Source organism: Mammaliicoccus sp. P-M59, from assembly GCF_022386135.1.
GTDB classification, from domain to species: domain Bacteria; phylum Bacillota; class Bacilli; order Staphylococcales; family Staphylococcaceae; genus Mammaliicoccus; species Mammaliicoccus sciuri_A.
In genome coordinates, this window is record NZ_JAJNJJ010000013.1 from 13,289 (window position 1) to 36,973 (window position 23,685).

Below are 23,685 nucleotides of genomic sequence, written 5' to 3' on the forward strand. Positions count from 1 at the left end.
GATTTTTTTATTTTATGATGGTACTTCTGTTCTTTTTTCGCTATGTTTTCTAAGGATAGCTGCTGATATAGCTGATACACCACCGAAGATGATAAAGCCTATAAACATCCACATTGTACTATTAAGTTCGATATCGTGGTGTAAATACAATAGTCCTCGTAATGTTTCTGCATAATGTCTAAATGGATTCCATCCGATCATATAGTCTTGATAAAATTGTGGCAACATTTGTTTTGGTAACATGATGAGTTGCATACTGAAGAATAACAATACCATAAATAATGGAATAGCTTTGACACCTAACCATGTCATAAATCCTAAGATGAGACTGATGAATGCAAGAATCGCAATTGAAATATATAAACCGATTTTAGTTGGTTCGTTAATTGTTACATCTAATACGTGCGTCATAAAGTAAATATATCCGAATCCACCGATTAATGCTGTAACAATCGCACCGCCTAATTGGCCAAGTGAAGCGATAATACGGTCTTTAATTGTGATATTATTACTTGTTCTGAATGAGAAGAATAGAACAACTGAGCCAACTAATGATGCTAACCATACTGGTGTGAACATTAAGAATGGTAAGTTTCCGTTACCTTGATGTGATTTAACAGCGTTCATGTTTGTTTTATCCACTTTAATTGGATTTGTGATACCTTGAATATCTGAAGCTGAAACGTCGACATCCATTTTATCTAAAGTTTGGATACCTTGTTTAGAAATTTGTGTATTCAGTTGATCACCGATAGTCGTTAACATTGTATTCGCAAGTTGTGCACCTTGCATGCTTGCACCTACGTTAACGATGATTTCAACTTGTCCTTGTTTAACTTTAACAGGTTCAACTTTGTTTTGTTCTTGCATTTTTTTAGCTTGTTCAGGTAGAATTTGTCCACTTTCGATTTTTTCTTTCATTTGTGACTGCATTTCTTTAATTTTTGCGTCTTGAACTGTCTTTTGAACTTTACTCATTGAATCTTTTGAAAGATTTTCATCTAAAATTAATGCACCATAATATTTATTGTCTTTGAAGCCTTGTTTTAAATCTTTCTTACTATCTACATCTACCCATTCAACTTTATCTGATAAATCTTTATTGTCTTTAATTTTATCTGCAAAAGTTTTCCCGATATTGACGTCTTTGTCTTGCATTGTTGTACCTTTATCTTGATTCACAATCGCAATTGGGACTGATTTTGGTTCTGGATTATATGCTGGAATAAAAGCAATCGCTAATAATAGAAGTATGACGATTACTAGAATAGGTGTCATCCAAAAAAGTTTCTTTTTGAAAATATTCATATTTTTTCCTCCTTGATTAATGAACATTGTGTTGATTATTAATAACATTGTTTATTATAATAGAATTTAAGATAGTTACAATCGTCAATTGCTTACGATACGTTTATTAATCAACAAAAATACAAAAATTGTTCATTAAAATAAGGAGAATGGTTAAAAATGGCAGAAGATCGACGCGTAAGAAAAAGTAAAAGAGCAATTAAACAAGCATTTATCCAGTTATTAAAAGAAAATAACCTTGATCGTATTACGATACAACAAATTTCAGATTTAGCAGATGTTAATAGAGGAACCTTTTATTTAAATTATGAAGATAAATATGCTTTGTTAGATGAAATGGAAAATGAACAAATAGAGAAAATTAAAGGATTTGTAGATATTAGAAAGATGGATTTATCTACTAAGACGAGTGATCGTTTTATTGAAGACTTTGCGAATAAAATTATTAAAAATGTCATTACACATATTGAGCATAATATTGAATTTTATCAAGTGATTCTCAACTTAGAACGTAAAAGTCAAATCGAAGAACAATTAGCAGATATTGTGAGAAGTAATATTAAACATTTAATAGGCAATAAAGATAATGTATTTGGCATTCCAGAAAATTATTACTTAAGTTATGTAGTAGGTTCAATGATGTCGATGATCAAATATTGGGTATCAGATGAAAATCGCGTATCCGTAGAAGAACTCGTAAATTATGTCTCAACAATCGCATCAACAGGACCATTGTCTATTATGAAACGTATGGTAGATGAGAATATTAAGTAATATAGAAGAAAATAATCATGATATGAATATAAATGGTAGATGGTAGAGAATGTACTGGCTTGTGCGCACGAAGACTAAAAAATATCGTGCGATAAGGTACAAAATATGGGCATAACGCACGAAGACTAAGAGATATCGTGCGCTAGTGAGCAAAAATAGGGCATAACGCACGAAGACTAAGAGATATCGTGCGCTAGTGAGCAAAAATAGGGCATAACGCACGAAGACTAAGAGATATCGTGCGCTAGGGTACAAAAATAGGGCGTAACGCACGAAGACTAAGAAATATCGTGCAGTTATCCACCCAATACAATCCGTTCACATTATATAAATATAGAGAAGGCAGGGGCGACTATCGCAGCCCCTGCCTTTCATATTTCTTTATTTTATTTCATCACGAGATTTAATGATTTTGTTAATAAATCCGTAGTCTTTAGCTTCTTGTGTGCTTAACCAATAGTCACGGCCAGTGTCTTTTTCTACTTTTTCAATATCTTGGCCAGTTTCTCTTGCGATTAATTCATTAATTTTTTGTCTTGTGCGAATAATTTCTTTAGCTGTGATTTCCATTTCAACAGATTGACCTTGTACACCGCCAGAAGGCTGATGAATCATGAATCTTGTATTAGGTAGACTGTATCGGTTTTCTTTTTTACCAGCTAAATAAATAATAACGCCTGCACTTACTACCCAACCAGAACCGATAATATTAACTTCTGGTTTAATGAAATTAATCATATCATGAATGTAATAACCTGAATCTACATGACCACCTTGGCTTGAAATGAATAGATTGATAGGTTCATCACTCATTGCTTCTAATAGTAATAGTTGATTACCGACTTCTTTTGCTACTTTATCATTGATTTCCCCGGTAATAATAACCGTACGTGTTTCTAATAACTTTTGAGTAAGTATATCTTTTTCGTTATGTTTTTCTTCAGACATGAAATCACTCCTATAATGATTGATACTACTATTGTGAACGAGTACGATTTTGATTTCAAATAATTTGACCTATTTTGACTAAATTAAATATTAAATAAATCATTAAATGATTCAGCCATCGTAGGGTGGGTATATATGTTATCTCTTAAAACGGTATATGGAATTTGTTGATCCATTGCAAGTTTCAGAATGTTAATCAATTCTTCAGATTCTTTACCGTAAAGACTTGCACCTAAAATGAGTTTACTATCAGCATCTACAACAACTTTGAATAAACCTTTGTCATCATGATTGATTTTGTGACGAGGGATATTCTTCACTTCAATTTGTCCCTCTAAAATATTGTGACCATTTTTCTTAGCTTTACTTGCAGTGTAGCCAATTCTTGAAAGTGGAGGGTCTAGAAATACAGTATAAGGCACATAACCTCTATTTTCCGTTGTGCGGTGCTGTTTACCAACTAAATGATCTTTAACAATACGGTAATCGTCTAATGAAATGTAAGTAAATTGAGGACCACCTTTAACATCTCCGACTGCATAAATATGGTCTACAGAAGTTTGTAGATGTTCATTGACTTTAATTTCACCTTTATCTCCAAGTTCGATATCTGTATTTTCTAAAGCTAAATCGGTATTAGGCACACGACCAGTCGCTAGTAATACCGCATCACCTGTTATATCACCTTGAGAAGTATGCACGATGGGACGATTATTTTCAGTAGAGAAGGCTGTTACTTCAGCTTCGTCAATAAATTTAATATCCTGACTAATGATTTCATCATAAATAAGAGAAGCAATATCTTTATCTTCAGTTACTAATACATGCTTACGAGGATGCACGATTTTAATTTTACTGCCTAATTTTGAAAAGATTGTCGCGAATTCTAATGCAATATAACCAGCACCAATAATGACAAGCGTTTCAGGTAAGTGGTCTAATGCCATTATGCCTTTAGAATCATAAATATTTTCAGTTGTCTTAATACCTTCTATATCAGGAATATTTGAACGCGTACCCGTATTAATCACAATCTTATCCGCTTGAATCGTTTCAACCGTTTCATTTTGGTCATTTAAAAGCAACACTGTTTGGTTATCTTTAAAATGTGCTTTATAAGTGTACACTTCGATATTGTCATCAGAATTAAGATTGTTGAAATTCTTCTTATTTAAAGCAGCAACAACATCTTTTTTACGATTCATCGCTTCACTGAACGAATGATGTTCTAGACTTTCATGGAGCAATGTCTTACTCGGAATACAACCTACATTGATACACGTACCACCATACATATTTGAATCTTGTTCAATAACCGCGACCTTTTGACCTTGCCCTGCAAAATCTTTAGCAAGCGTCTTACCAGCCTTACCAAAACCAATAATCAACATATCAAATCGTTTCATTTACAAAACCTCCAATTGTGATGATTTATATTTAGTATAACGCTTTTGGAGATGTAAATCTGTGCTAAAGATTTCAGAAAAAATTTAAAAATTTTAAAAATTATCCAAGAAATATGAGTAATATTACAATATTGGTCGACCACTTATGAGGCTAATGAGCTTATATACTTGTGGTGTTTTTCACAAAAGTTGATGCTTAACAAAGTGTAAAATTACAGTTGTGCTTATTTTTCAATATGGTAGTATACATAACTATATTGAAAGGGTGTTTATAAAAACATGAAATTCAACAAGAATAAAATAAATGTTGTAGATATGAAACAAACTAAAAAAAGTGTTTATGCTACAGGTATTGGTAATGCTATGGAATGGTTTGACTTTGGTCTTTATTCTTATTTAGCAATTATCATTAGTAAGAATTTCTTTACATCAGTTGAAAATGATGAACTGAAATTAGTATTTACTTTCGCTACATTTGCGATTGCGTTCTTAATGAGACCACTTGGTGGTATTATATTTGGTAAAATTGGCGATAAACTTGGCCGAAAAACCGTTCTTACAACGACTATCGTATTGATGGCAGCTTCAACGTTATTAATTGGATTATTGCCTACTTATGATCAAATAGGTATTTGGGCGCCAGTCTTATTACTATTAGCGAGAATTATTCAAGGGTTCTCAACTGGTGGGGAATATGCAGGTGCAATGGTATATATTGCAGAATCTTCTCCAGACAATAGAAGAAGTGCTTTAGGTAGTGGATTAGAAATTGGTACTTTAGGTGGCTATATTTTAGCTTCGTTATTAGCAAGTGGATTATTTATTGGTTTATCAGATGCACAAATGCAAGCATGGGGTTGGAGAATTCCATTCATTCTAGGTGCACCACTTGGTTTAGTTGGACTTTATTTAAGAAGACATTTAGATGAAACACCAATTTTTGAAAATGATATTTCTGAGAATGATGAAAAACCAGAACCATTCATTTCAATTATTCAAAATCACAAAAAAGATATTATCGTATGCTTTATAGCAGTTGCGTTCTTTAATATTACAAACTATATGTTACTTTCATATATGCCGTCTTACTTAGACGAAGTAATTGGTATTTCAACTACAGTTAGTACGGTATTGATTACAAGTGTAATGGTTATTATGGTGCCATTAGCATTTATATTCGGTCGTTTAAGTGACAAAATTGGTAACAAAAAAGTTGTGTTATTCGGTACATTTGGTTTAACAGCATTTTCAATGCTAGCGTTCTATTTCATAGGACTTAACCAATTAATGTTTATATCATTAGGTATCTTTATTCTTGGCTTCTTCTTATCAACATATGAAGGTGCAATGCCAAGTTTATTACCAAGTATTTTCTATACAGATGTTCGTTACCGTACATTAGCGGTTACATTTAACGTATCTGTTTCAATATTTGGTGGTACAACACCATTAGTTTCAACATGGTTAGTACATGTCACACAAAATCCATTAGCACCAGCTTATTATTTAACAGCGGTAAGTGTTATAGGATTTATAACAATACTATTCCTATTTGAAACAACTTCAGGCAAAGCATTAAAAGGATCATATCCAACAGTATCTTCTAAAAAAGATTACGAACATGTCGTTAAAAATCCTGAAGATGCACTATGGTGGACAGAACAAGAATTACAAAAAGGTAAAGTAAAAACAGATTAATATATATGAAGAAAGCCGGAGACGTTTGTGACGTCGCCGGCTTATTTTATTAGAGTAATGGAAGAAGAGAGAGCTTTTCTCAACTTTCCAACGCATGAATTGTTTCATCTATATCGAAATATTTATTTAATATGGCTTTATATTGATCACGTTTGAAACTTTCTTTTTGTTTATGATTTTTAGACGTAATGGTTAAATGATCATAAGACATGCTTACTCTACCATATTTTTTAGCCATTGTAATAATTAGTTTCTGAACAAATATTGAATCAGGATGATGTTCATTATAATCTAAATGTTCTATAAAGAAGTCCCAAGGTCTAATGATTTCATTTGTTAAATAAGATGTGCGCCAAGATTGGTCATCTAACTGTTTTTGAAGATGAATGACACGATCCTCATCTAAAATAGCACGATAATGACCGTTAACATCATCAATGACTTGAATATTATCTGGTTGAGAAATTGGAATAGCTTTTGTTGGTAAATCCCCAAATCCTACGTCTGCAATATAAGGTTGATCTAAATGTACGATTGTCGACATATGTGAACCGTCTCTACTCCAATTATCATCTGGTGTATGGATCGTTCCTGACACACGATCAACGTTAAAGCCTTTTTCTTTTAAATAATATTGAAAAATCGTATTTAATTCATAACAAAATCCACCGCGATGACGATGAACAATTTTGTTAAATAAATCATCAATATTCACTGATATCGGTTCTTTATTTTGAACGCTAATATTTTCAAAAGGCACAGTGTACATAAATCTTTCGATATAGTGGTTCAAAGTGCGCAAATCTACTTGATTAAAAGATTCTGTATCTATTTTTAAGTAGTCTTCAAATTGTAAAATATTCAACTCAAAACCTCCTATTTAAATCTTAATTCTATTATAAAGGATACAAGGATAGAATATGTTAATATAAAATTGATATACAACGTTATTTTAAAGAAAGCTAGGTCATGCATATGAGAATTGGTACCATTTCAGATTTGCATATAGATAGAAGTAAAGATTACTATCCTCAAGATTTTGAATATATTTTAGCGCAAGAAATTACACATTTGAATTTAGACCTTTTATTAATAGCAGGTGATGTTTCAAATCATTATTTACAAACGATGCAGTTTGTTCAAAATGTTAAGCGTCATTCTAAAGTTGAAGTACTGTTTATACCAGGCAATCATGATTATTGGAAAAAAGATCAAGAAGAAAAAAGTTCTTATGAAATTTTTGAATATTATAAAGCGCAGCCTGAAAGTATTATAGCAAGTCCATATATTGTGAATGAAGATTGGGCGATTGTCGGGCACAGTGGCTGGTATGATTATAGCTTTGCAGATCAAAACAAATTTAGTTTGGAAAGGTTAGAACGTAGAAAATATTACGGCTCTACATGGCTAGATAAAGAACATATCGATTGGGGTAAGTCAGACTTAGAAATGTCGCGATTAGCTGCCGAATCCGTGAGAAATGATTTAGAACAGGTGAAAGATAAAAATATTATATTAATGACGCATATAGTGACCAATCGTAAATTTGCAGTTCCAATGCCACATAGAATATTTGATTATTTTAATGCATTTATAGGTACATCAGACTTTGATAAATTTTATGAAGCATATCCAATCAAATACAGTATTATGGGGCATGTGCATTTTCGTAATATAATAGAAGAAAGTGGTATTCAATATATATGTCCATGTCTCGGTTATCAAAGAGAGTGGCGAACGACTGATTTAGCAACTGAAATTAAAAATACAATACAAGTTATCGAAATATAAAAAAATATATCGCAGAAAATTTATGATTATAAATAGGTGATTGAATGAAAAAGTATATATCATTATTTATCATAGCAGGAAGTGTGCATGCACTATTTTCATTGTATTGGGGACTTGGTGGAGAAGCGGGTCTCATAACAGTTGGCTCATGGGTCTTCACGTTAAGTGCACAGTTTGGAATATGGATTAATATCGCGCTGTTATTAATAGGTGTGTTTAAATTTTTAGCGACCATCGTGCCATTAACATTAACAAATCATTATGATAAGAAAATATATATCATATCTTTAATAGGCAGTATTTTTCTAATGATATATGGTGGATTAAACATGATAATTGGCATATTAAAAATGTGTAAAATAATCGAGAGTCATAACTATTTTACAACCTTCGGACAAGCATTCGTGTGGGATCCGCTATTTCTATTGTGGGGAATCGGATTGTTCGGATATATTATGAAAGTGAAACAGAAAAGATAAAGGAAAACGCCACTGGCAGGAGCCAGTGGCGTTTTTGTCGTATAAGATGACGATGTTTGTATGCCGTAAGGGACAGAATTCTGAGAAATGTCCGCAAGAGAGCGTCCATCTAATTACCAGAATTCAGAATAATGGAAGTTACAGCGTTCTAATTACCAGAATTCAGAATAATGATAGTTAGCCAAACATTCAACACCACCATCCACACTTATTATTTCTGTTCTTGTAATTTTTTCGCGATTTGTTGTATTTCTTGTATTTGTTTCGTAGTGGATTTAATGCCACCTGATGAGAAGTACCAGGATTTTGCGTCTAAGTTAATGATGTTATTATTTTTTATGGCATCTACGTCTTTAAGTACGTCGTTTCCTAGTACTTTCTTACTTGTTCCTTTTCCGTCTGTTGCTTCGTCTCTATCCATTGCGAATATGACTTCTGGATCTTTTGAAGCGACGTATTCAAAGCTGACGGGTTGGCCGTGTGGATTTGGTTTAACTTTTTTATCTGCTGGTTTAAATCCAAGTTGATCGTAGAGTAGGCCACCGAATCTTCCGCCTGGTCCGTAAGTTGATAATTCACCTTGGCTTGTAAGTAGCAGCATGACACTGTTATCTATATTTTTAACTGATTTCTTAGCTTTTTGTTCTTCATTTTTAAGTTGATCTGTAAGTTCTTTAGCTTTCTTTTCTTCTCCGAAAATCTTGCCGAGTTTCGTCGTGTTATCTGAAACTGATTTTACGACGGCATTATCATCTGAACCTATATAAAGAAGTGATGCATTAGGGGCAGCTTTTTTAAATTCTTTTAATGTTTCGCTGCTTGCTGTACGATTTGAAAAGATAATCAAATCTGGATCAAGTTCAGCTATTTTTTCAAAATTTGGTTTTCCTAATTCACCGACATTTGTATATTTATCTTTCGTAAAAGATTTTAATTCTTTAGGTAGCATAGAGTCGCTTGAACCAATTGAAATACCGGCTACATTATTTTCTTTACCAAGTGCTTTAATGATATCTGTTGCACCATAATCAAATGTGACGACTTTTTTAGGATCTTTCGTGATTTTAACTTTTTCGTCTTTCTGTTCTGCATCTCTTCCATCTTTATATTTACCACGTAATTCATATTTTTGATTAACTGTGACTGTTTCTTTCTTGCTGTCTGAATCACTTGTTCCTTTTGATTGACCACATGCTGCTAATAAAAGTGTGATGACCATTAATACAAGTAACTTTTTCATTATGTATGCTCCTTTATTTTAATATATTTATTGATGGAACGACTTTAAATAAACCTGTTGATTCTATCATGAATTTTAAAATTCTGACATGACTCATACCTGTAAAGACAACTGTTCTATCATGATTGAGCGCATTTTTCATGATATTGTTGGCCATAAATTGATTACGTTCTAACCATTCAAGTGAAAAGGCGATACCTGGACTATCTGCAAGTGAACGAATAGCAAAAACTTGTTCTAAAGGAATGACTGTATCCTGATATTCCGTTAATTGTTCATATAATGATAAATCTTGTCCTTTTTTATTTTGATGACTTTGTTTTGCTTCGTTTAAATGTTGGTATAGTATAGGGTTATCATTTTCAAGGTATTCATCTGCAAATGCTGCACGAATCTTACGTGTTTGCATTTGATTGTTGTCGATTGGTATAACAGTTGGTAAATTTAATTTCAATGCGAGTGGTATCGCTAAAAAATGATGTTCGTTCAGTTGAAGCGGCAAATGTTTACGGGATAGTTGATTAAAGTCTTTATCTAATTGATTTTTATTTTTAATATCCCATTCAATTGCGATTAAATCTGGATTGTATTGCTGTAATTTATTCAAAATGACGTCAGCGTCTTCTAAGTATCGTTGATAAGTTTCTAAAAAATATTGATTGCTTTGGTCTAACCGAATATGTGGCGTACCAATGATGCAAATTTCTTTTTGTGCCAATTTGACACCTCCTTAATTGATAATCGTTATCAATTATACATGAACGTTTTTATAAATACAATGCTGCTATTATTTTAAGATAATTAAATAATAATGTTATAATTAAATAATAGAAAATTTAGATTCAGGAAAGGGCTGGAAGTATGTTTTTAGCTTGGAATGAAATGAGACGAAATAAGACGAAGTTTGGTCTAATTATTGGCGTATTAGTTATGATTAGCTATCTTTTATTCTTATTATCAGGGTTAGCAAATGGATTGATGAATATGAATAGAGAAGCAGTCGATTTATGGAAAGCAGATGCGATTGTATTGAATAAAGATGCCAATCAAACAGTTGCACAATCATCTATTAATACAGATGATGTTAAGGGCAAATTTGATAAAAGTGAAGGCTTAAAGCAAACGGCTGTTATTGCTTCAGACGGTAAAAACAAAGAGAATGTGACGGTCTTTGGTATCGATGGAGAAGGTTTCTTAATGCCTAAAATAGAAGACGGCAAACTGTTTGAGAAGAATAATGAAGTCGTTGCAGATCATACTTTAAAAACAAAAGGATTTAAAATCGGGGACACATTAACACTTTCAAATAGTGATGAAGAATTAAAAATTGTCGGTTTCTCAGTAAGTTCTAAATTTAATGCATCACCTGTTTTATTTACAAATAATGAAACGATTGGGAAATTAAATCCGATGTTAAAAGGCGATAAGATTAATGCGCTTGTCGTTAAAGATAAAAATTGGAAAGATGTTGAATTAAACAAAGATTTAGAAGTAGATGACATTGAATCATTTATTACGAAATTACCAGGCTATCAAGCGCAAAATTTAACACTAAACTTTATGATTGTATTCTTATTTGCGATTTCAGCAATGGTTATTGGTATATTCTTATACATTATTACCTTACAAAAGAGAAATTTATTTGGTGTCTTAAAAGCGCAAGGATTAACGAATGGCTTTTTAGCGCGTTCAGTTATGAGCCAAACGATTATTATCGCTTTAATCGGTACATTGATTGGCTTTGGATTAACGGTGTTAACAGGTTCATTCTTACCAGAAGCAGTGCCTATTAAATTTGATTATTTAACAATGTTGTTATACGGTATCGTGCTTATTATCGTCGCAATTTTAGGTAGTTTATTCTCAGTATTAAGTATACGAAAAGTAGAACCATTGAAAGTCATTAGTTAGGAGGCGGAAACATGTTAGCATTTGAGAATGTCACAAAGTCATTTAAAGACGGTAATAGAACGATAGAAGCAGTAAAATCAACCAACTTTAAATTAGAAAAAGGCGAACTAGTCGCCATTATTGGACCATCAGGATCAGGGAAAAGTACGCTATTAACAATGGCAGGTGCCTTGCAATTACCATCAGAAGGCACTGTATCTTTAAACGGTCAAAATATAAATCAATTTAATGAAAAACAATTATCTAAACTACGATTAAAAGAAATCGGATTTATACTTCAAACAAGTAATTTAATACCGTTTTTAACTGTACAACAACAATTTGAATTACTTAAAAAAGTGAAAAAAGACGTTATGAATGAAGAAGAACATACAAGATTATTGAAACAACTCGGTTTGGATAAAATTTTATCCCAATTACCAAGTGAAATATCAGGCGGTCAAAAACAAAGAGTGGCTATCGCTAAAGCACTTTACACAAATCCATCCGTAATATTAGCAGACGAACCAACCGCATCATTAGATACAGAAAATGCAATAGAAGTCATGGAAATATTGAGAAGAGAAACAAAAGAATTAAATAAATTATGTATTATCGTAACGCACGATCAAAGACTGACATCATACTGTGATAAAGTATTTAAAATGGTAGACGGTGAGTTGAAAGAAGAAGAGTAGAGTGGTTGAATAAAAAGAAGAATATAGAAGTAAGGATGATAAACAATGTTATAAGGTTTATCATCCTTTTTTTATTTAAAAATATGTAATGAGAAATAAAATTAATGAAAATACTAATAAAAGAATAGATATAAGTAAATTGAATTTTTCTTTTTCCCTAATATCAGCTAAGAAAAATAGAGATAACGATAGTAAAATTAATGATGTGAAAAATTTACTATTTAAATTAGCAAACGCAACTATTAATAATAAGAAGCCCAACAATACACTGATCCAAAATGATATTCTTGTTTTTAAAAAGTTAATTGGTAACACGCTCCTTTATTGTTAAATTCTAATTATAATCTATTAATATCATTAATTTACAAAAAAAGGAAGGTGTACTTGTATAAATAGATTGTATTCATATAATGCTATAAAAGAGAAGGTATTTTATAACGATTTTGTGAAGTGCGGACGCCTGAGGAAATAGTATGCGTGAGAGACTACAGGCTCGAACCATACCCTAGGCAAGCATGCACGAACAAAATCGTAGATTATAAAAATAACAACTCACTTTTACTGAATAAATCAGTCGAATGAGTTGTTATTTATTTTGAGTTAGTATTGATATCCTAGCCTTTTATTTTTTATTCATAACTTTTTAATGCTTTTTCCATGATGTCCCATGCTAAGTCTACATTTACTTCTGTAGCGAAATAGGCGTTAGGTTCTTGTTTATAAGTATTATGCAAATCAACTGACATTGTGCCATATGTGAGGTCACTTTGATGCTCAATTTGGATAAATGTTTTTTGTAACGTGAATATTTCAGGATGTAGTAAATATAAAATTGTACAAGCATCATGGATTGGACCACCGTCCATATCGAATTGTGATTTATATGTAGATTTAAAGAACTTTAAGAGCTCAACTACGAAATGAGAGATTGGATTATTGATTTGATGAAATCTTTCAATAACAGCATCGTCTGCTAATAATTGATGCGTCACGTCTAATCCGAATACTACAACTGGGATGCCACTTTCAAATACTTTTTTCGCTGCTTCTGCATCAACCCAAATATTAAACTCCGCTGTAGGTGTCCAATTTCCGAAACAGCCACCGTTACTCACGCTATCAATAAAAGTCTATATGATTTACGATTAAGTCATTAGGTATCCTGTTTTTACCGTACCCAGAGCCTTCGATAAATGAATAATAAATATTCTTAATACTAGAACGCACCAGGCTTTCTTTATCCGTTTCCGAAAGGTGTTTCCAGCCTTTAATGATATAATCTCTAAGTTCTATAACTTCATCAATTTTAATGTCATTACTTTTTCTTTTCTTCAACTCTTCAAGTTGTTCTTCATATAATTTATATGCCTTTTGTGTTTCATTCATTCGTTTCGTAAATTCTTCTAAAGTTATTAACTCTAATGAGTAGGCTTGTTGGTATTTTTCTCGTTGCTTTAATATTTTATCCCCGTCGATAATTTCAATGTGTTCTGTCTTTTTGTTTATATCAAGTTCATTTTCTCTAAAATCTGCTTTACTTAAATAACTGATAAATGCTTTTTCTACTAATTCTTTTTGTAAACTAAAACTTGTTGTTTCTTTATTCCTTCTGCAATTCTCACAAAAATAACTCGCGTTATATCTGTAACTACCATCTTTTCTCTTTCTTCTCCAAGTGTTTAAAATTAATTTTCCTCCACATTGGTGGCAAACTATCTTATTCCTAAATATAGTAGTATGACTTCTCTTTTTTGTTCTTGTTCTAGATCTAGTCTTTTCCATTATCAATTGATATGTTTCTTCATCCATGATAGGTTCGTGTGTGTTTTCGACTAGCACGTCACCAATTTTTGTGTGACCTCTACTTACCGGACTGGTTAATACATATCTCACAGTCGTTCTATCCCATATTTTCCCTTTAGGTGGGCTGTACTTAGATAAGGTTAATTCTTCGGTAATACCTCTGATACTTATTCCTTCTAAGGCACGTTTTACGATATAATCTGCTATTTCTCTTTTTTCATTTGGTACAAGTTTACCGTCCACTTTGTCGTAGTAAAAAGGTGGGCCAGTTGTATAAATACCTTTTTGCGTTGCTGCTTGTCTACCCATTTTAGTTCTTTCAGCAATTGTGGATCGTTCCCATTCAGCCATAGCACCAACTAGAGTAATGAATAATTTACCGAATGCATTAGTCGTATCAAATACTTCTGTAGCTGAACGAAATGATACATCATTCTTTTCGAATATTTCTAATAGGTTCATTAAATCTTTAACTGAACGCGTAAGCCTGTCTAACTTATAAACTAATATCAAATCTATTTTATCTAAATCGTTCATAAGCTTATCTAGTCCAGGTCGCGTTGTATTACCGCCAGAAAAACCAGGGTCAATATATTCATCATATATCTGCCAGTCTTGTACTTCGCAAAAGGATTTTAATCTTTTTCGTTGCTCGTCGATTGAATGACCTTCTCGTGATTGTTCTAAAGTACTAACCCTACAATATATAGCGACTTTCATGATATCCCTCCGTAACACACATTAATCTTTAGGTGTTAATGCATCCATTTCTGATTGAACTCTATTTTGATAATCATTAAATGACTCTCCAGCAGGGGAAGTCATGCCAGGACCACCACCGGCACCATTCTTTGGTGCGTTTCCGTTATCAATATCTTTTTGTAATTGTTGCGCTTGTTGATACTGTTCATATTCTGGATTACTCATTTGTGATTCATCATGAGTTGTTGTTTTAGTGCGATCATATTCTTCTTTACTTATGCCTTCTTGTTTATCTGCAATTGATTTAGGTTCTTGTTGAGTTTCTGTAGTAGTGGTTTCTTGTTGAGTTGTAGGTTGTTCAGTTGCTTCATTACTTTGAGTTTGGTTTTGAGTATCTATAGTTGTCGTATGGTCAAATCTTTCTAAATCAGATAATTTGTACGTCTTCTTACCTAACTCTTTGTCTGTATTGCCCTGAATTGCTTTTAAAGTTACGTCGTTATCATCTTCTAAATTATATGCAACTACACCTTTAGCTTTACCATTCTTTTTAATTGTATCTGTCATATTTTCAAAGTATTCTTTATATTTTCCTGTTGTAGGTGTAGAACCAACTTCAAGTTTGTTTTCAGTGTTTTTATTTTCTTGATAAACTTTCATTGCAGCAATCCAAAAGGCTTGTGCAGAAAAATCTTCATCAGTTTTATTAGTAGCTTCATATGTGAATACAATCGTTTCTTTACCATCTGTTTCATCACTTGCATTACGCAATTTAACATCTAAGATTTTTATGCTACCTTTATTTAATGTAACTAAATCATTTTTAAAACCCACTTTATTTTCTTTAGACTCTGTTTTGTTTTCCGAATCTTTAATTGTTTCTTTCTTATCTTTCTCTCCACATGCTGATAGTAGTAATATTGCTGCGAATAAAACAGTTATAATCTTTTTCATAAAATATCCCCTTTATTTTAATATTTAATTACTGTTCTTTTTAACTTACCGATTACTCTAAATTCATCATTTTTTCCAATAATGCGAGGAGGGTAGTTAGCATTTTCTGATTGTAAGATGATTTGATTCCCTTGTTTGTAAACTCTTTTAAGTAAAGTTTCTCCATTGACATCAACAGCACATATTTCTCCATTTTCAAAATCTTGTTGTTGTCTAATTAATACTAGGTCGCCATCATAAATTCTTGCGCCAGTCATACTGTCTCCAGTTGCTTTTAAATAAAAATACTCTGCACCGTTTAACCATTCTTTAGGAGTAGGTTCATAACCTAAAACATTTGGAAAAGTTACAACACCAGAACCACAGAAAACTTCATTAACGATTGGTAAATTAACAGTTGTTTGAACGATAAAATCATCTTCTGGTAAATCTAATAAGTACGCAGGCGTTGTTTTGAAGAAGTCAGCGATATAATATAAAGTTTTACCACTAGGTTCTGAACCTTTTTCCCATCTTGAAATTGTACTTTTATTAATATTTAGATCATATTTATCATTTAATTTTTGTGCTAATTCGTCCATAGTTAGTTTGTTTTTTCTTCTGATATCTTTCAATTTTTCATCAAATGTCATGTTGTTTCCCTACCTTTTAGAATTAGTTTTTAAAAAACTTTATAAGTACATTATATAGGAAGTGTTACGTATACGCAACAATTATTTTAAATTTTTATATCTTTTGTGTTGAATACGCAACTTACATATGTTAAAGTTACTTTAGTTGCTAGAACGCAACAATAAATGCAGGAGGCGAAAATATGATTGGGGGATATCCTAAATTCAAAAAGTATATGTCTGATAACAATATCAATCAACAAGAAATCGCATTGTTATTAGGGTATAGTCGTGAGAAAGTGAATAGCATTTTAAATGGCACTTCTAGGTATGGAACAGACTTTACTGGAAAAGATTTTAAAAAGCTGCACGAAACTTACGGTATTAATGTAAATGAATATTTTTTTAACTACGAAGTTGCAAATACGCAACTAGAAGGTGGTGAGTAATATGCCGAAAAAGGAATTTACAATTCCGAGAAATGTCGCCCAATATTGGTTTGATTTTATGTGGGAAAAAGGCGCGATTCAAAAAGCACTGATTGAGGACGGTGTAATGGAAAAGGAGGGATTAAATGACACAAACATGGCACTTTATTAAATATCCAGTTTTAACTTTGTTAGTGGTGATTGAGTTCTTTATTATAGCGTCGTTTAGTACCACACCTATCGAACACTCATTACTAATGTGGGCAGTTACAGGAATTGCGTTTGCAATGTGGGATGAAAATCTGAAAGAAGTAGAAGACAAATAAAGCTCCTACTGTTTGCAGACAGTAGAAGTCGATGAAATTTAAAAATTAACTTACCAAAATTATACAACTAAATAAGGAGTGTGACAAGCATGCATAATACGCATCCTTTAAATATTTTGCATCAAATTGATATCGAAGTATTCCAACATCTTCATGAACATGGAATTACATTCGATTTCAAAGTCGAAAATTATTTCAGCGATATGACATTGAAATATAGTATCGATTTTCTAAATGGAACAGAAAGAGGTCAAGTCATGCTCGATAAAGAAGGCAAAAAGCAATTTATCAGTCGTATGAACTATTGCTTTATGTTAGAACCCGAGAGGTATGACAGACCGAGAAATACATTAATCATGCAGGAGGGAAAACATGTCTACTTTATTTAATCTATCTGATCAATACAAGCAAGTGTTAGAACTTATACAAGACAGTGAGGATGACAAAGCGTTAAAAGACACATTAGATTCAATTAACGATGCCATAGAAGATAAAGCGGATGGCTATTATGTAGTTGTTAAAACGTTAGAGTCAGAGAATGAAGCAATTGATCGCGAAGTAAAAAGATTACAAGAACGTAAGAAAAAGAATAATAACGGTATAGAACGCTTAAAAAATACTTTATTAGAGGCAATGGAATTTACAGGTAAAACTAAATTCAAAACTGAATTACACAACTACAGCATTAGAAATAACGCACCATCATTACAAATTAATGATGATACTAAAATACCTAAACAGTTTTATGTTGAACAAAAACCAAAATTAGATAAACGAGAATTACTTAAATTCGTAAAAGATAATGGCGAATTTGAGGGAGTAGAACTAAAACGCAGTAAGTCATTGGGGGTTAGATAAGTATGCCACTAGATATTATAAGTGCAAACGAAATCACTGAACCTAGCCACACGTTTTTAATATATGCCAATCCTGGTATGGGAAAAACAACTGCTTTGAAATTTATTCCAGGTAAAAAGTTAGTTATTGATGTTGATAAATCTTCGTCAGTTTTAGAAGGAGAAGAAAATATCGGAATCGCTAAGGTTGACACATACAATGCGTGGGAAGATTGGATGAACAAAGTTAAAACGTTATTAACTGAACCTGAAACGCATAAAGATTATGACGTGATCGTTATTGATAATATTTCAGAACTATTTAGAGCGACACTTACCAATTTAGGTCGTATGGGTAATAACAATCGCGTACCTTCACAAGCTGATTATCAACGTGCTGATTTTACGATATTAGATAGTTTAAGAGCATTACAAAACTTAAACAAAACACTCGTATTTACAGCATGGGAAACGACAGATAATTATCAACATGAAAGTGGTCAAACATTTACACGTAGCATGCCAGACATTAGACCGAAAATTTTAAATAACTTTTTAGGACTATGTGATGTAGTCGGACAATTAGTAATTACAACTGATGCCGAAGGAAATGAAAAGCGCGGCTTTATTCTACAACCTAACAATAGTATTTATGCAAAAAACAGATTGAGCAATGCTAAAGGCTGCAAAGTTGAAGAACTGTTTGAAAAAACGGTAGGTGGTGATGCTGATTGACCTTTCAATTACATGACTATCAATCAGAAATTGTAGATAAAGCTAGAAACAAAATCGCAGAAGGTAATAAAGGTGTACTCATACAGAGCCCGCCTGGTAGTGGGAAATCGGTCATTATCGCAGATATTATCAAAAAGGCGAGTTTACGTAAGAATAAAGTATTGTTTTTAGTACACAGAAAAGAGTTAGCAGACCAAATTACAGACACATTAAAGTTTCATGGTACAGACATGAATGAAGTAAACGTCATGACTGTAGGTAAAGCAAAAAACAGGTTAGATCATTTACCAACACCAAAGATAATCGTAACAGACGAATCACATCATAGTAGAGCAAGTACTTACCAAGCAATTTATGATTACTTTCCACAATCAATTTTACTAGGGTTTACAGCTACTCCGTGGAGAATGAATGGTTCAGGTTTTACAGATTTATATGATGACGCAATTTTTGGTAAATCAGTTAAATGGTTAATCGATAATGAAAAACTAGCACCATTCAGATATCTAAGTGTGAAGTTATTGAATGAAAGTAACTTAAAAAAACAACGTGGTGAGTATACGAGTAAATCGATAGACGAATCGTTTGAGAAAGGTATATACGGTGATGTTGTTGAGAACTATATCAAACATGCCAATGGTCAAAAAGCTATCTTGTATGCGCATAAGGTGGACGCTAGTAAAGAGTTTGCGGATACCTTTAATGAAAATGGGATAAACGCAGTTCATGCAGACGCTAAAACACCTAAAGTTGAACGAGATAAATTAATGAAAGATTTTAAAGAAGGCAAAATTCAAGTTCTATGTAACGTAGATCTCATTTCAGAAGGTTTTGACGTACCAGATTGTACTTGCGTTATACAAGCAAGACCTACATCTTCTTTAGTTTTATATATGCAGCAAGCAATGAGGTCAATGAGATATCAACCTAATAAAATAGCGACTATTATCGACCACGTAGGTAATTACACTAGGCACGGTTTACCTGACCAAGAACATGATTGGGAGAAGTATTTCAAAGGTGGATACAAGAAGAAAAAGAACAGCAGTAATTTAACGGGTCCCAAAATTAAGGATTGTGATGTTTGTTTTTCTGTATTCGAAGTAACACCAACAACTAAATCGTGTCCATTCTGCGGTCATGAAATCGAAAAGAAAGAAAATGAACTACAAAAGATTGACGCAGAATTAGAAGAAATTACAAGTTTCAAAATTGATTACACATTGGTTAATTATAACCAAAAAGAACAATCAGAATTAGAAACGCTAGAAGATTATTATTTATTCGCTAAAGCTAAGAATTTTAAAGAATCATGGATTAAATTTGCTAATCCTCAATTTAAAAATATGAGCTGGCCACAGTTCTATGCAGAACTTAAACCACTTAAACAAAAATACAACTATTAAAGGAGAAATTAATTATGACATTATTTACAACTAACTATACAGACGTACAAGAAGGTGGTAGCTATTCACCACTACCAACTGGAGAATACGAAATGATTATTGCGAAAGTATCAGAAAAAGCTACACCAAATGGTAAGGAATCAATGCAATTCGATTTAATCGTAAGAAATGACTTGAAAGCAGTTAAAGGATTAAAAAATACAAACGCACAATATGCTGACAGACATGTATTCCACGATGAATGGAAACGTAATATGAAAGACGGATCATACAGATATGAACAAAACAATTTTATGTACTACTTAAAAGCTGCAGGTATTCCAGAAGGTACTGCAATCAACAGTTTAGAACAATTATTCCAACTATTAACGAACAAGCCAGTAAGAGTATATGTGAAGAAAGAAACGAACGTATATAAAGGTGAGGAACAAGAACAAAACAAAGTAGCACCATGGGGCTTTAAAGCTTCTGAGTATCAACAAGTAAATCACCAATTCAAAGAAAAGCAAGAGCAAGCACAACCACAAGCACAAAATATTCAACCTGCAGAGGAAATTGACTACGGATTCTAGGAGATGTTTATAAATGGTAAACAAACAATCATTTCCTGATGAATTAAAACAAATTAATAACTGGTGTGTGTGGAAGTATGAACAACGTGGAAATCGTAAACCTACTAAAGTACCATACAATGCTGAAACTGGGGAACGTGCTAAATCTAACGATTCCAGTACATGGTGTTCATTCGAGACTGCATACGGAAGTTATGTAAATAACAATGCTGATGGCATAGGGTTCTTTTTTAAAGAACCTTATGTAGGCATTGATTTAGATGATATCGAAGACGCAGTTCATAGATTTAAGAAGAATGATCACACAGATAACATTGTTTCAGAATTTTACGAAGCATTTAAAAGTTATACAGAATTAAGTCCATCTGGTACAGGTATACACATCATTGTTAAAGGCAAGATTCCTGGTGAAAGAAGACGTAAAGGCGATATCGAAATGTATGAGAATGGTCGTTTCTTCACAATGACAGGTAATTCATTAGGTAAATATTCAGAAGTAACAGAAGTATCACATCAAATATTTCAATCAATATATGATAAGTATTTAAAAACAAATGTTGTAAATTATCCAACAAAAACTAAAACGATTAATTTCCACACGTTGAATGAATCGGAAATTATTAACGAAATATTAAATTCAAAACAATCTACTAAATTCCAAGACTTCATGCGTGGAGATTGGCATAAGTATTACTCATCACAATCAGAAGCAGACATGGGGTTTGCTAACTTATTAGCTTTCTGGTGTGCAAAAGATTATTCGCAAATGGATAGCATATTCAGACAATCAGGCATGTACCGTGAAAAATGGGACGCTAAACGTAAAGATTCCACATACGGAGAGCAAACATTATTCAAAGCAATTCATGAAACTGCTGATGTCTATACACCTAAAACAGAGGTAGAAGTTAAACCTTTAGAATATGCACTAAATTTCATAGGTGAAACTAAAAAAGAAAAACCTAAAGAATTTCCACCTAGAAGTTGGGACGATACAGGTAACGCTGACAGATTTATTGATAGATACGGTGATTTATACAAGTACAGTTATACGAAAAAGAATTTCTATGTATATGACGGTGCTAAGTGGAGAGAAGACACTGCAGGATCTATCAGAACATTAATTGATAAATTGGTCGAAGATTTAAAAAACGAAAAGTTAGTCGTACCCGATGACTTAAAAGGTGAAGAAGAAGAAAAAATACAATCAGAATTCGCAAAATTCAGAAAAAAGACGAGAGGTACAACAGCTAAAAAAAATATTGTTGATGAACTCAAACACAGAAGACCTATTCAACAAGACGAGTTCGATAAGGACGATATGCTACTCAACATCTTAGACGGATATTTAAATCTAACGAGTGGAGAGCATAAAAAACACGATATAAAGAAAATGTTTAGTTTACAAGCCAACACAGAGTATTCAGAGAAGATGGAACCAACTGTTTGGCTTTCTTTTTTAGATGATATTTTTGCAGGCGATAAAGACGTCATTAAATTTATTCAAAAAGCATTAGGTTATTCGCTCACAGGTAGTATCAGAGAGCAAGTAATGTTCATTCTACATGGTAAAGGTCGTAATGGTAAAAGTATCTTTGTAGAAACGATTTCAGAGATATTAGGGGACTATTCAAGCAACATCCAAGCTGATTCCTTAATGGTTAAACAAAACAAAGGTGCTGCAAACTCAGATATTGCACGATTGAATAACGTCAGATTTGTCACATCTTCTGAACCTAATGAAGGTTTTAGATTCGATGAAGGGTTAGTTAAGCAATTAACTGGTGGAGATAAAATCACTGCTCGATTTTTATATGGTACAGAGTTTGAATATACACCTAACTTCAAAATATGGATAAGTACAAACCACAAACCAATTATCAGAGGTACTGACGACGGTATTTGGAGAAGATTAATGCTTATTCCATTCGATGTAAAAATTCCAGATCATAAAGTTGATAAGGACTTGAAATATAAATTGTTGAGAGAGAGTCCTGCAATACTTAATTGGATGGTAGAAGGTACTTATTTATGGATGAAAGAAGGCTTAACGATACCAGAGAAAATCGCAAATGCTAGTAAAGACTATCGTACTGAAATGGATGTACTTGAACACTTTATCGAAGATACATGTAGAAGAAATGAAAATTCAACTGCCAACGCTAAGGAGTTATTTGAAGCCTATAAAAAATGGGCTGATGAGAGTGGAGAATACAAAATGAATAAAAATCAATTTGGTAAGAAAATGAAAGAAAAATTTGAAGCCAAACGAACAAAACATGGAATCGTTTATAAAGATTTAGAAATTATACAACATTTTCCAGGTATACAAGGCATTTTATAAAAGTGTAAAAAGCAACAAAAAAGGGTGTATACCTAAGCCTATTGGTGTATACCTGGTGTATACCTATAAAATTCTTCAAACCCTTGATATGACTGCTTTTATATACCTTTTTTATTATTGGTGTATACCTTCTTCAGAGAAAGTATATATAGAAATATTAATAAAATCTATATAAAGGAAGAACAGTTTCGCAGGTAGGTATACACCAGACGAAAAATAATGCTTGAAACACTGATAATAAAGGCTTTTCGGTCATATTTAGGTATACACCACAGGTATACACCCTTCGATTAAGGAGGAAATTGAATAAATGACCAATCCAGAAACAATTATTCAAAATAATATCATTCTTGAATTAAACAAAAGAGGTCATAGATTGTGGAGAGCAAATGCTGGGCGTGTAAAAACTGAACAGGGTGCATGGATTAAATTATTACCTAAAGGTTTTCCAGATACGCTAGGTTTTCGAAATAGTGACGGTAAGTTTATCGCAATTGAAATCAAAACAAAAAGTGGAAAGTTACGAGAAGAACAAAAACGTTTTAGAGATTTTGCAATCAATCAACCAATTATATATGGTGTCGCTCGGAGTATAGAGGACGCTATCGATATAGTTGAGAACGGAAAAGAGATGATCACATGAAAATACAAGTTAAAGCTAAGTATACAGCGATAGCAACGGTTGAAGTCGACGCTCATGACTGGGATAGCGCAGTTAACGAAGTAGGGAAACTTG

General features: G+C 32.6%; 25 protein-coding genes and 1 pseudogene. 16 read left to right on the forward strand and 10 right to left on the reverse strand.

From position 1 onward, the window contains the following. Positions 1-12: 12 nt before the first annotated feature. Positions 13-1,308 (reverse strand): YhgE/Pip domain-containing protein, encoded by a 1,296-nt coding sequence (locus tag LQ617_RS15030; protein WP_239740734.1) that lies wholly within the window; start codon positions 1,306-1,308, stop codon positions 13-15. Between the two features lie 159 nt (positions 1,309-1,467). On the opposite strand from LQ617_RS15030, the gene LQ617_RS15035 reads away from it, so the two are divergent. Beyond that, positions 1,468-2,082 (forward strand): TetR/AcrR family transcriptional regulator, encoded by a 615-nt coding sequence (locus LQ617_RS15035; RefSeq protein WP_126477830.1) that lies wholly within the window; start codon positions 1,468-1,470, stop codon positions 2,080-2,082. Positions 2,083-2,463: 381 nt separating this feature from the next. Here the strand turns inward: LQ617_RS15035 and LQ617_RS15040 are convergent, their stop codons facing one another. Further along, positions 2,464-3,030, reverse strand: a complete 567-nt coding sequence (locus LQ617_RS15040) for an ATP-dependent Clp protease proteolytic subunit (protein ID WP_239740735.1) — start codon at positions 3,028-3,030, stop codon at positions 2,464-2,466. A gap of 83 nt (positions 3,031-3,113) precedes the next feature. Beyond that, positions 3,114-4,436, reverse strand: coding sequence for a hypothiocyanous acid reductase MerA (merA, locus tag LQ617_RS15045; RefSeq protein WP_239740736.1), 1,323 nt, complete (start codon positions 4,434-4,436; stop codon positions 3,114-3,116). Positions 4,437-4,715: 279 nt separating this feature from the next. Here merA and LQ617_RS15050 point away from each other — a divergent pair, with 279 nt between their 5' ends. Further along, positions 4,716-6,134, forward strand: a complete 1,419-nt coding sequence (locus LQ617_RS15050; protein ID WP_239740737.1) for an MFS transporter — start codon at positions 4,716-4,718, stop codon at positions 6,132-6,134. A gap of 79 nt (positions 6,135-6,213) precedes the next feature. Here LQ617_RS15050 and LQ617_RS15055 read toward each other — a convergent pair whose 3' ends face one another. Then, the gene (locus LQ617_RS15055) at positions 6,214-6,999 is read right to left on the reverse strand and encodes an arylamine N-acetyltransferase family protein (protein WP_239740738.1); all 786 of its coding nucleotides are present in this window, start codon (positions 6,997-6,999) and stop codon (positions 6,214-6,216) included. 110 nt (positions 7,000-7,109) lie between these two features. Here LQ617_RS15055 and LQ617_RS15060 point away from each other — a divergent pair, with 110 nt between their 5' ends. Continuing rightward, the gene (locus LQ617_RS15060) at positions 7,110-7,925 is read left to right on the forward strand and encodes a metallophosphoesterase (protein ID WP_025905726.1); all 816 of its coding nucleotides are present in this window, start codon (positions 7,110-7,112) and stop codon (positions 7,923-7,925) included. A 44-nt stretch (positions 7,926-7,969) separates the two neighbouring features. Further along, positions 7,970-8,404 (forward strand): DUF3995 domain-containing protein, encoded by a 435-nt coding sequence (locus LQ617_RS15065; RefSeq protein ID WP_126477835.1) that lies wholly within the window; start codon positions 7,970-7,972, stop codon positions 8,402-8,404. A 211-nt stretch (positions 8,405-8,615) separates the two neighbouring features. On the opposite strand, the gene LQ617_RS15070 is transcribed toward LQ617_RS15065, so the two are convergent. Together LQ617_RS15070 and LQ617_RS15075 are read right to left on the reverse strand one after the other, a co-directional pair. After that, a complete protein-coding gene (locus tag LQ617_RS15070) occupies positions 8,616-9,644 on the reverse strand; it encodes a siderophore ABC transporter substrate-binding protein (protein ID WP_239740739.1) in 1,029 nt (342 codons plus the stop codon). 13 nt (positions 9,645-9,657) lie between these two features. Then, positions 9,658-10,362, reverse strand: a complete 705-nt coding sequence (locus tag LQ617_RS15075) for a DUF5694 domain-containing protein (RefSeq protein WP_159315917.1) — start codon at positions 10,360-10,362, stop codon at positions 9,658-9,660. 143 nt (positions 10,363-10,505) lie between these two features. On the opposite strand from LQ617_RS15075, the gene LQ617_RS15080 reads away from it, so the two are divergent. Continuing rightward, positions 10,506-11,555 (forward strand): ABC transporter permease, encoded by a 1,050-nt coding sequence (locus LQ617_RS15080; protein WP_239740740.1) that lies wholly within the window; start codon positions 10,506-10,508, stop codon positions 11,553-11,555. An 11-nt stretch (positions 11,556-11,566) separates the two neighbouring features. Beyond that, positions 11,567-12,232 carry an ABC transporter ATP-binding protein gene (locus LQ617_RS15085; protein WP_107596427.1) on the forward strand — a complete coding sequence of 222 codons (666 nt, stop codon included), beginning with the start codon at positions 11,567-11,569 and terminating at the stop codon, positions 12,230-12,232. Positions 12,233-12,861: 629 nt separating this feature from the next. Here the strand turns inward: LQ617_RS15085 and LQ617_RS15090 are convergent. The 4 genes and pseudogenes from LQ617_RS15090 to LQ617_RS15105 form a co-directional block, all read right to left on the reverse strand. Beyond that, positions 12,862-13,350, reverse strand: a pseudogene (locus tag LQ617_RS15090) (nucleoside hydrolase); the annotation flags it as partial. A gap of 1 nt (position 13,351) precedes the next feature. Further along, complete coding sequence (locus LQ617_RS15095; protein WP_239740741.1) at positions 13,352-14,755, reverse strand: recombinase family protein; 1,404 nt, start codon at positions 14,753-14,755, stop codon at positions 13,352-13,354. Between the two features lie 21 nt (positions 14,756-14,776). Next, a complete protein-coding gene (locus LQ617_RS15100) occupies positions 14,777-15,691 on the reverse strand; it encodes a DUF5067 domain-containing protein (protein WP_239740742.1) in 915 nt (304 codons plus the stop codon). A gap of 17 nt (positions 15,692-15,708) precedes the next feature. Further along, complete coding sequence (locus tag LQ617_RS15105; RefSeq protein WP_239740743.1) at positions 15,709-16,323, reverse strand: LexA family protein; 615 nt, start codon at positions 16,321-16,323, stop codon at positions 15,709-15,711. Between the two features lie 182 nt (positions 16,324-16,505). Here LQ617_RS15105 and LQ617_RS15110 point away from each other — a divergent pair, with 182 nt between their 5' ends. From LQ617_RS15110 to LQ617_RS15155, 10 genes are all read left to right on the forward strand, one after another. Then, positions 16,506-16,751, forward strand: coding sequence for a helix-turn-helix domain-containing protein (locus LQ617_RS15110; protein ID WP_239740744.1), 246 nt, complete (start codon positions 16,506-16,508; stop codon positions 16,749-16,751). A 1-nt stretch (position 16,752) separates the two neighbouring features. Then, on the forward strand, positions 16,753-16,902 hold the full coding sequence (locus tag LQ617_RS15115; RefSeq protein ID WP_239740745.1) for a hypothetical protein: 150 nt from the start codon (positions 16,753-16,755) through the stop codon (positions 16,900-16,902). Then, positions 16,877-17,056, forward strand: coding sequence for a hypothetical protein (locus tag LQ617_RS15120; protein ID WP_239740746.1), 180 nt, complete (start codon positions 16,877-16,879; stop codon positions 17,054-17,056). The genes LQ617_RS15115 and LQ617_RS15120 overlap by 26 nt, the downstream gene beginning before the upstream one ends. An 89-nt stretch (positions 17,057-17,145) precedes the next feature. Further along, complete coding sequence (locus tag LQ617_RS15125) at positions 17,146-17,445, forward strand: hypothetical protein (RefSeq protein ID WP_239740747.1); 300 nt, start codon at positions 17,146-17,148, stop codon at positions 17,443-17,445. After that, complete coding sequence (locus LQ617_RS15130) at positions 17,429-17,914, forward strand: siphovirus Gp157 family protein (RefSeq protein ID WP_239740748.1); 486 nt, start codon at positions 17,429-17,431, stop codon at positions 17,912-17,914. Before LQ617_RS15125 ends, LQ617_RS15130 begins: the two co-directional genes overlap by 17 nt. Before the next feature lie 2 nt (positions 17,915-17,916). Beyond that, a complete protein-coding gene (locus LQ617_RS15135; protein WP_239740749.1) occupies positions 17,917-18,627 on the forward strand; it encodes an AAA family ATPase in 711 nt (236 codons plus the stop codon). Then, on the forward strand, positions 18,624-20,033 hold the full coding sequence (locus LQ617_RS15140) for a DEAD/DEAH box helicase (protein WP_239740750.1): 1,410 nt from the start codon (positions 18,624-18,626) through the stop codon (positions 20,031-20,033). The genes LQ617_RS15135 and LQ617_RS15140 overlap by 4 nt, the downstream gene beginning before the upstream one ends. Positions 20,034-20,047: 14 nt before the next feature. Next, positions 20,048-20,605, forward strand: coding sequence for a DUF669 domain-containing protein (locus LQ617_RS15145; RefSeq protein ID WP_239740751.1), 558 nt, complete (start codon positions 20,048-20,050; stop codon positions 20,603-20,605). A gap of 13 nt (positions 20,606-20,618) precedes the next feature. Then, positions 20,619-22,949, forward strand: a complete 2,331-nt coding sequence (locus tag LQ617_RS15150) for a phage/plasmid primase, P4 family (RefSeq protein ID WP_239740752.1) — start codon at positions 20,619-20,621, stop codon at positions 22,947-22,949. A gap of 310 nt (positions 22,950-23,259) precedes the next feature. Next, a complete protein-coding gene (locus tag LQ617_RS15155) occupies positions 23,260-23,592 on the forward strand; it encodes a VRR-NUC domain-containing protein (RefSeq protein WP_239740753.1) in 333 nt (110 codons plus the stop codon). Positions 23,593-23,685 lie beyond the last annotated feature (93 nt).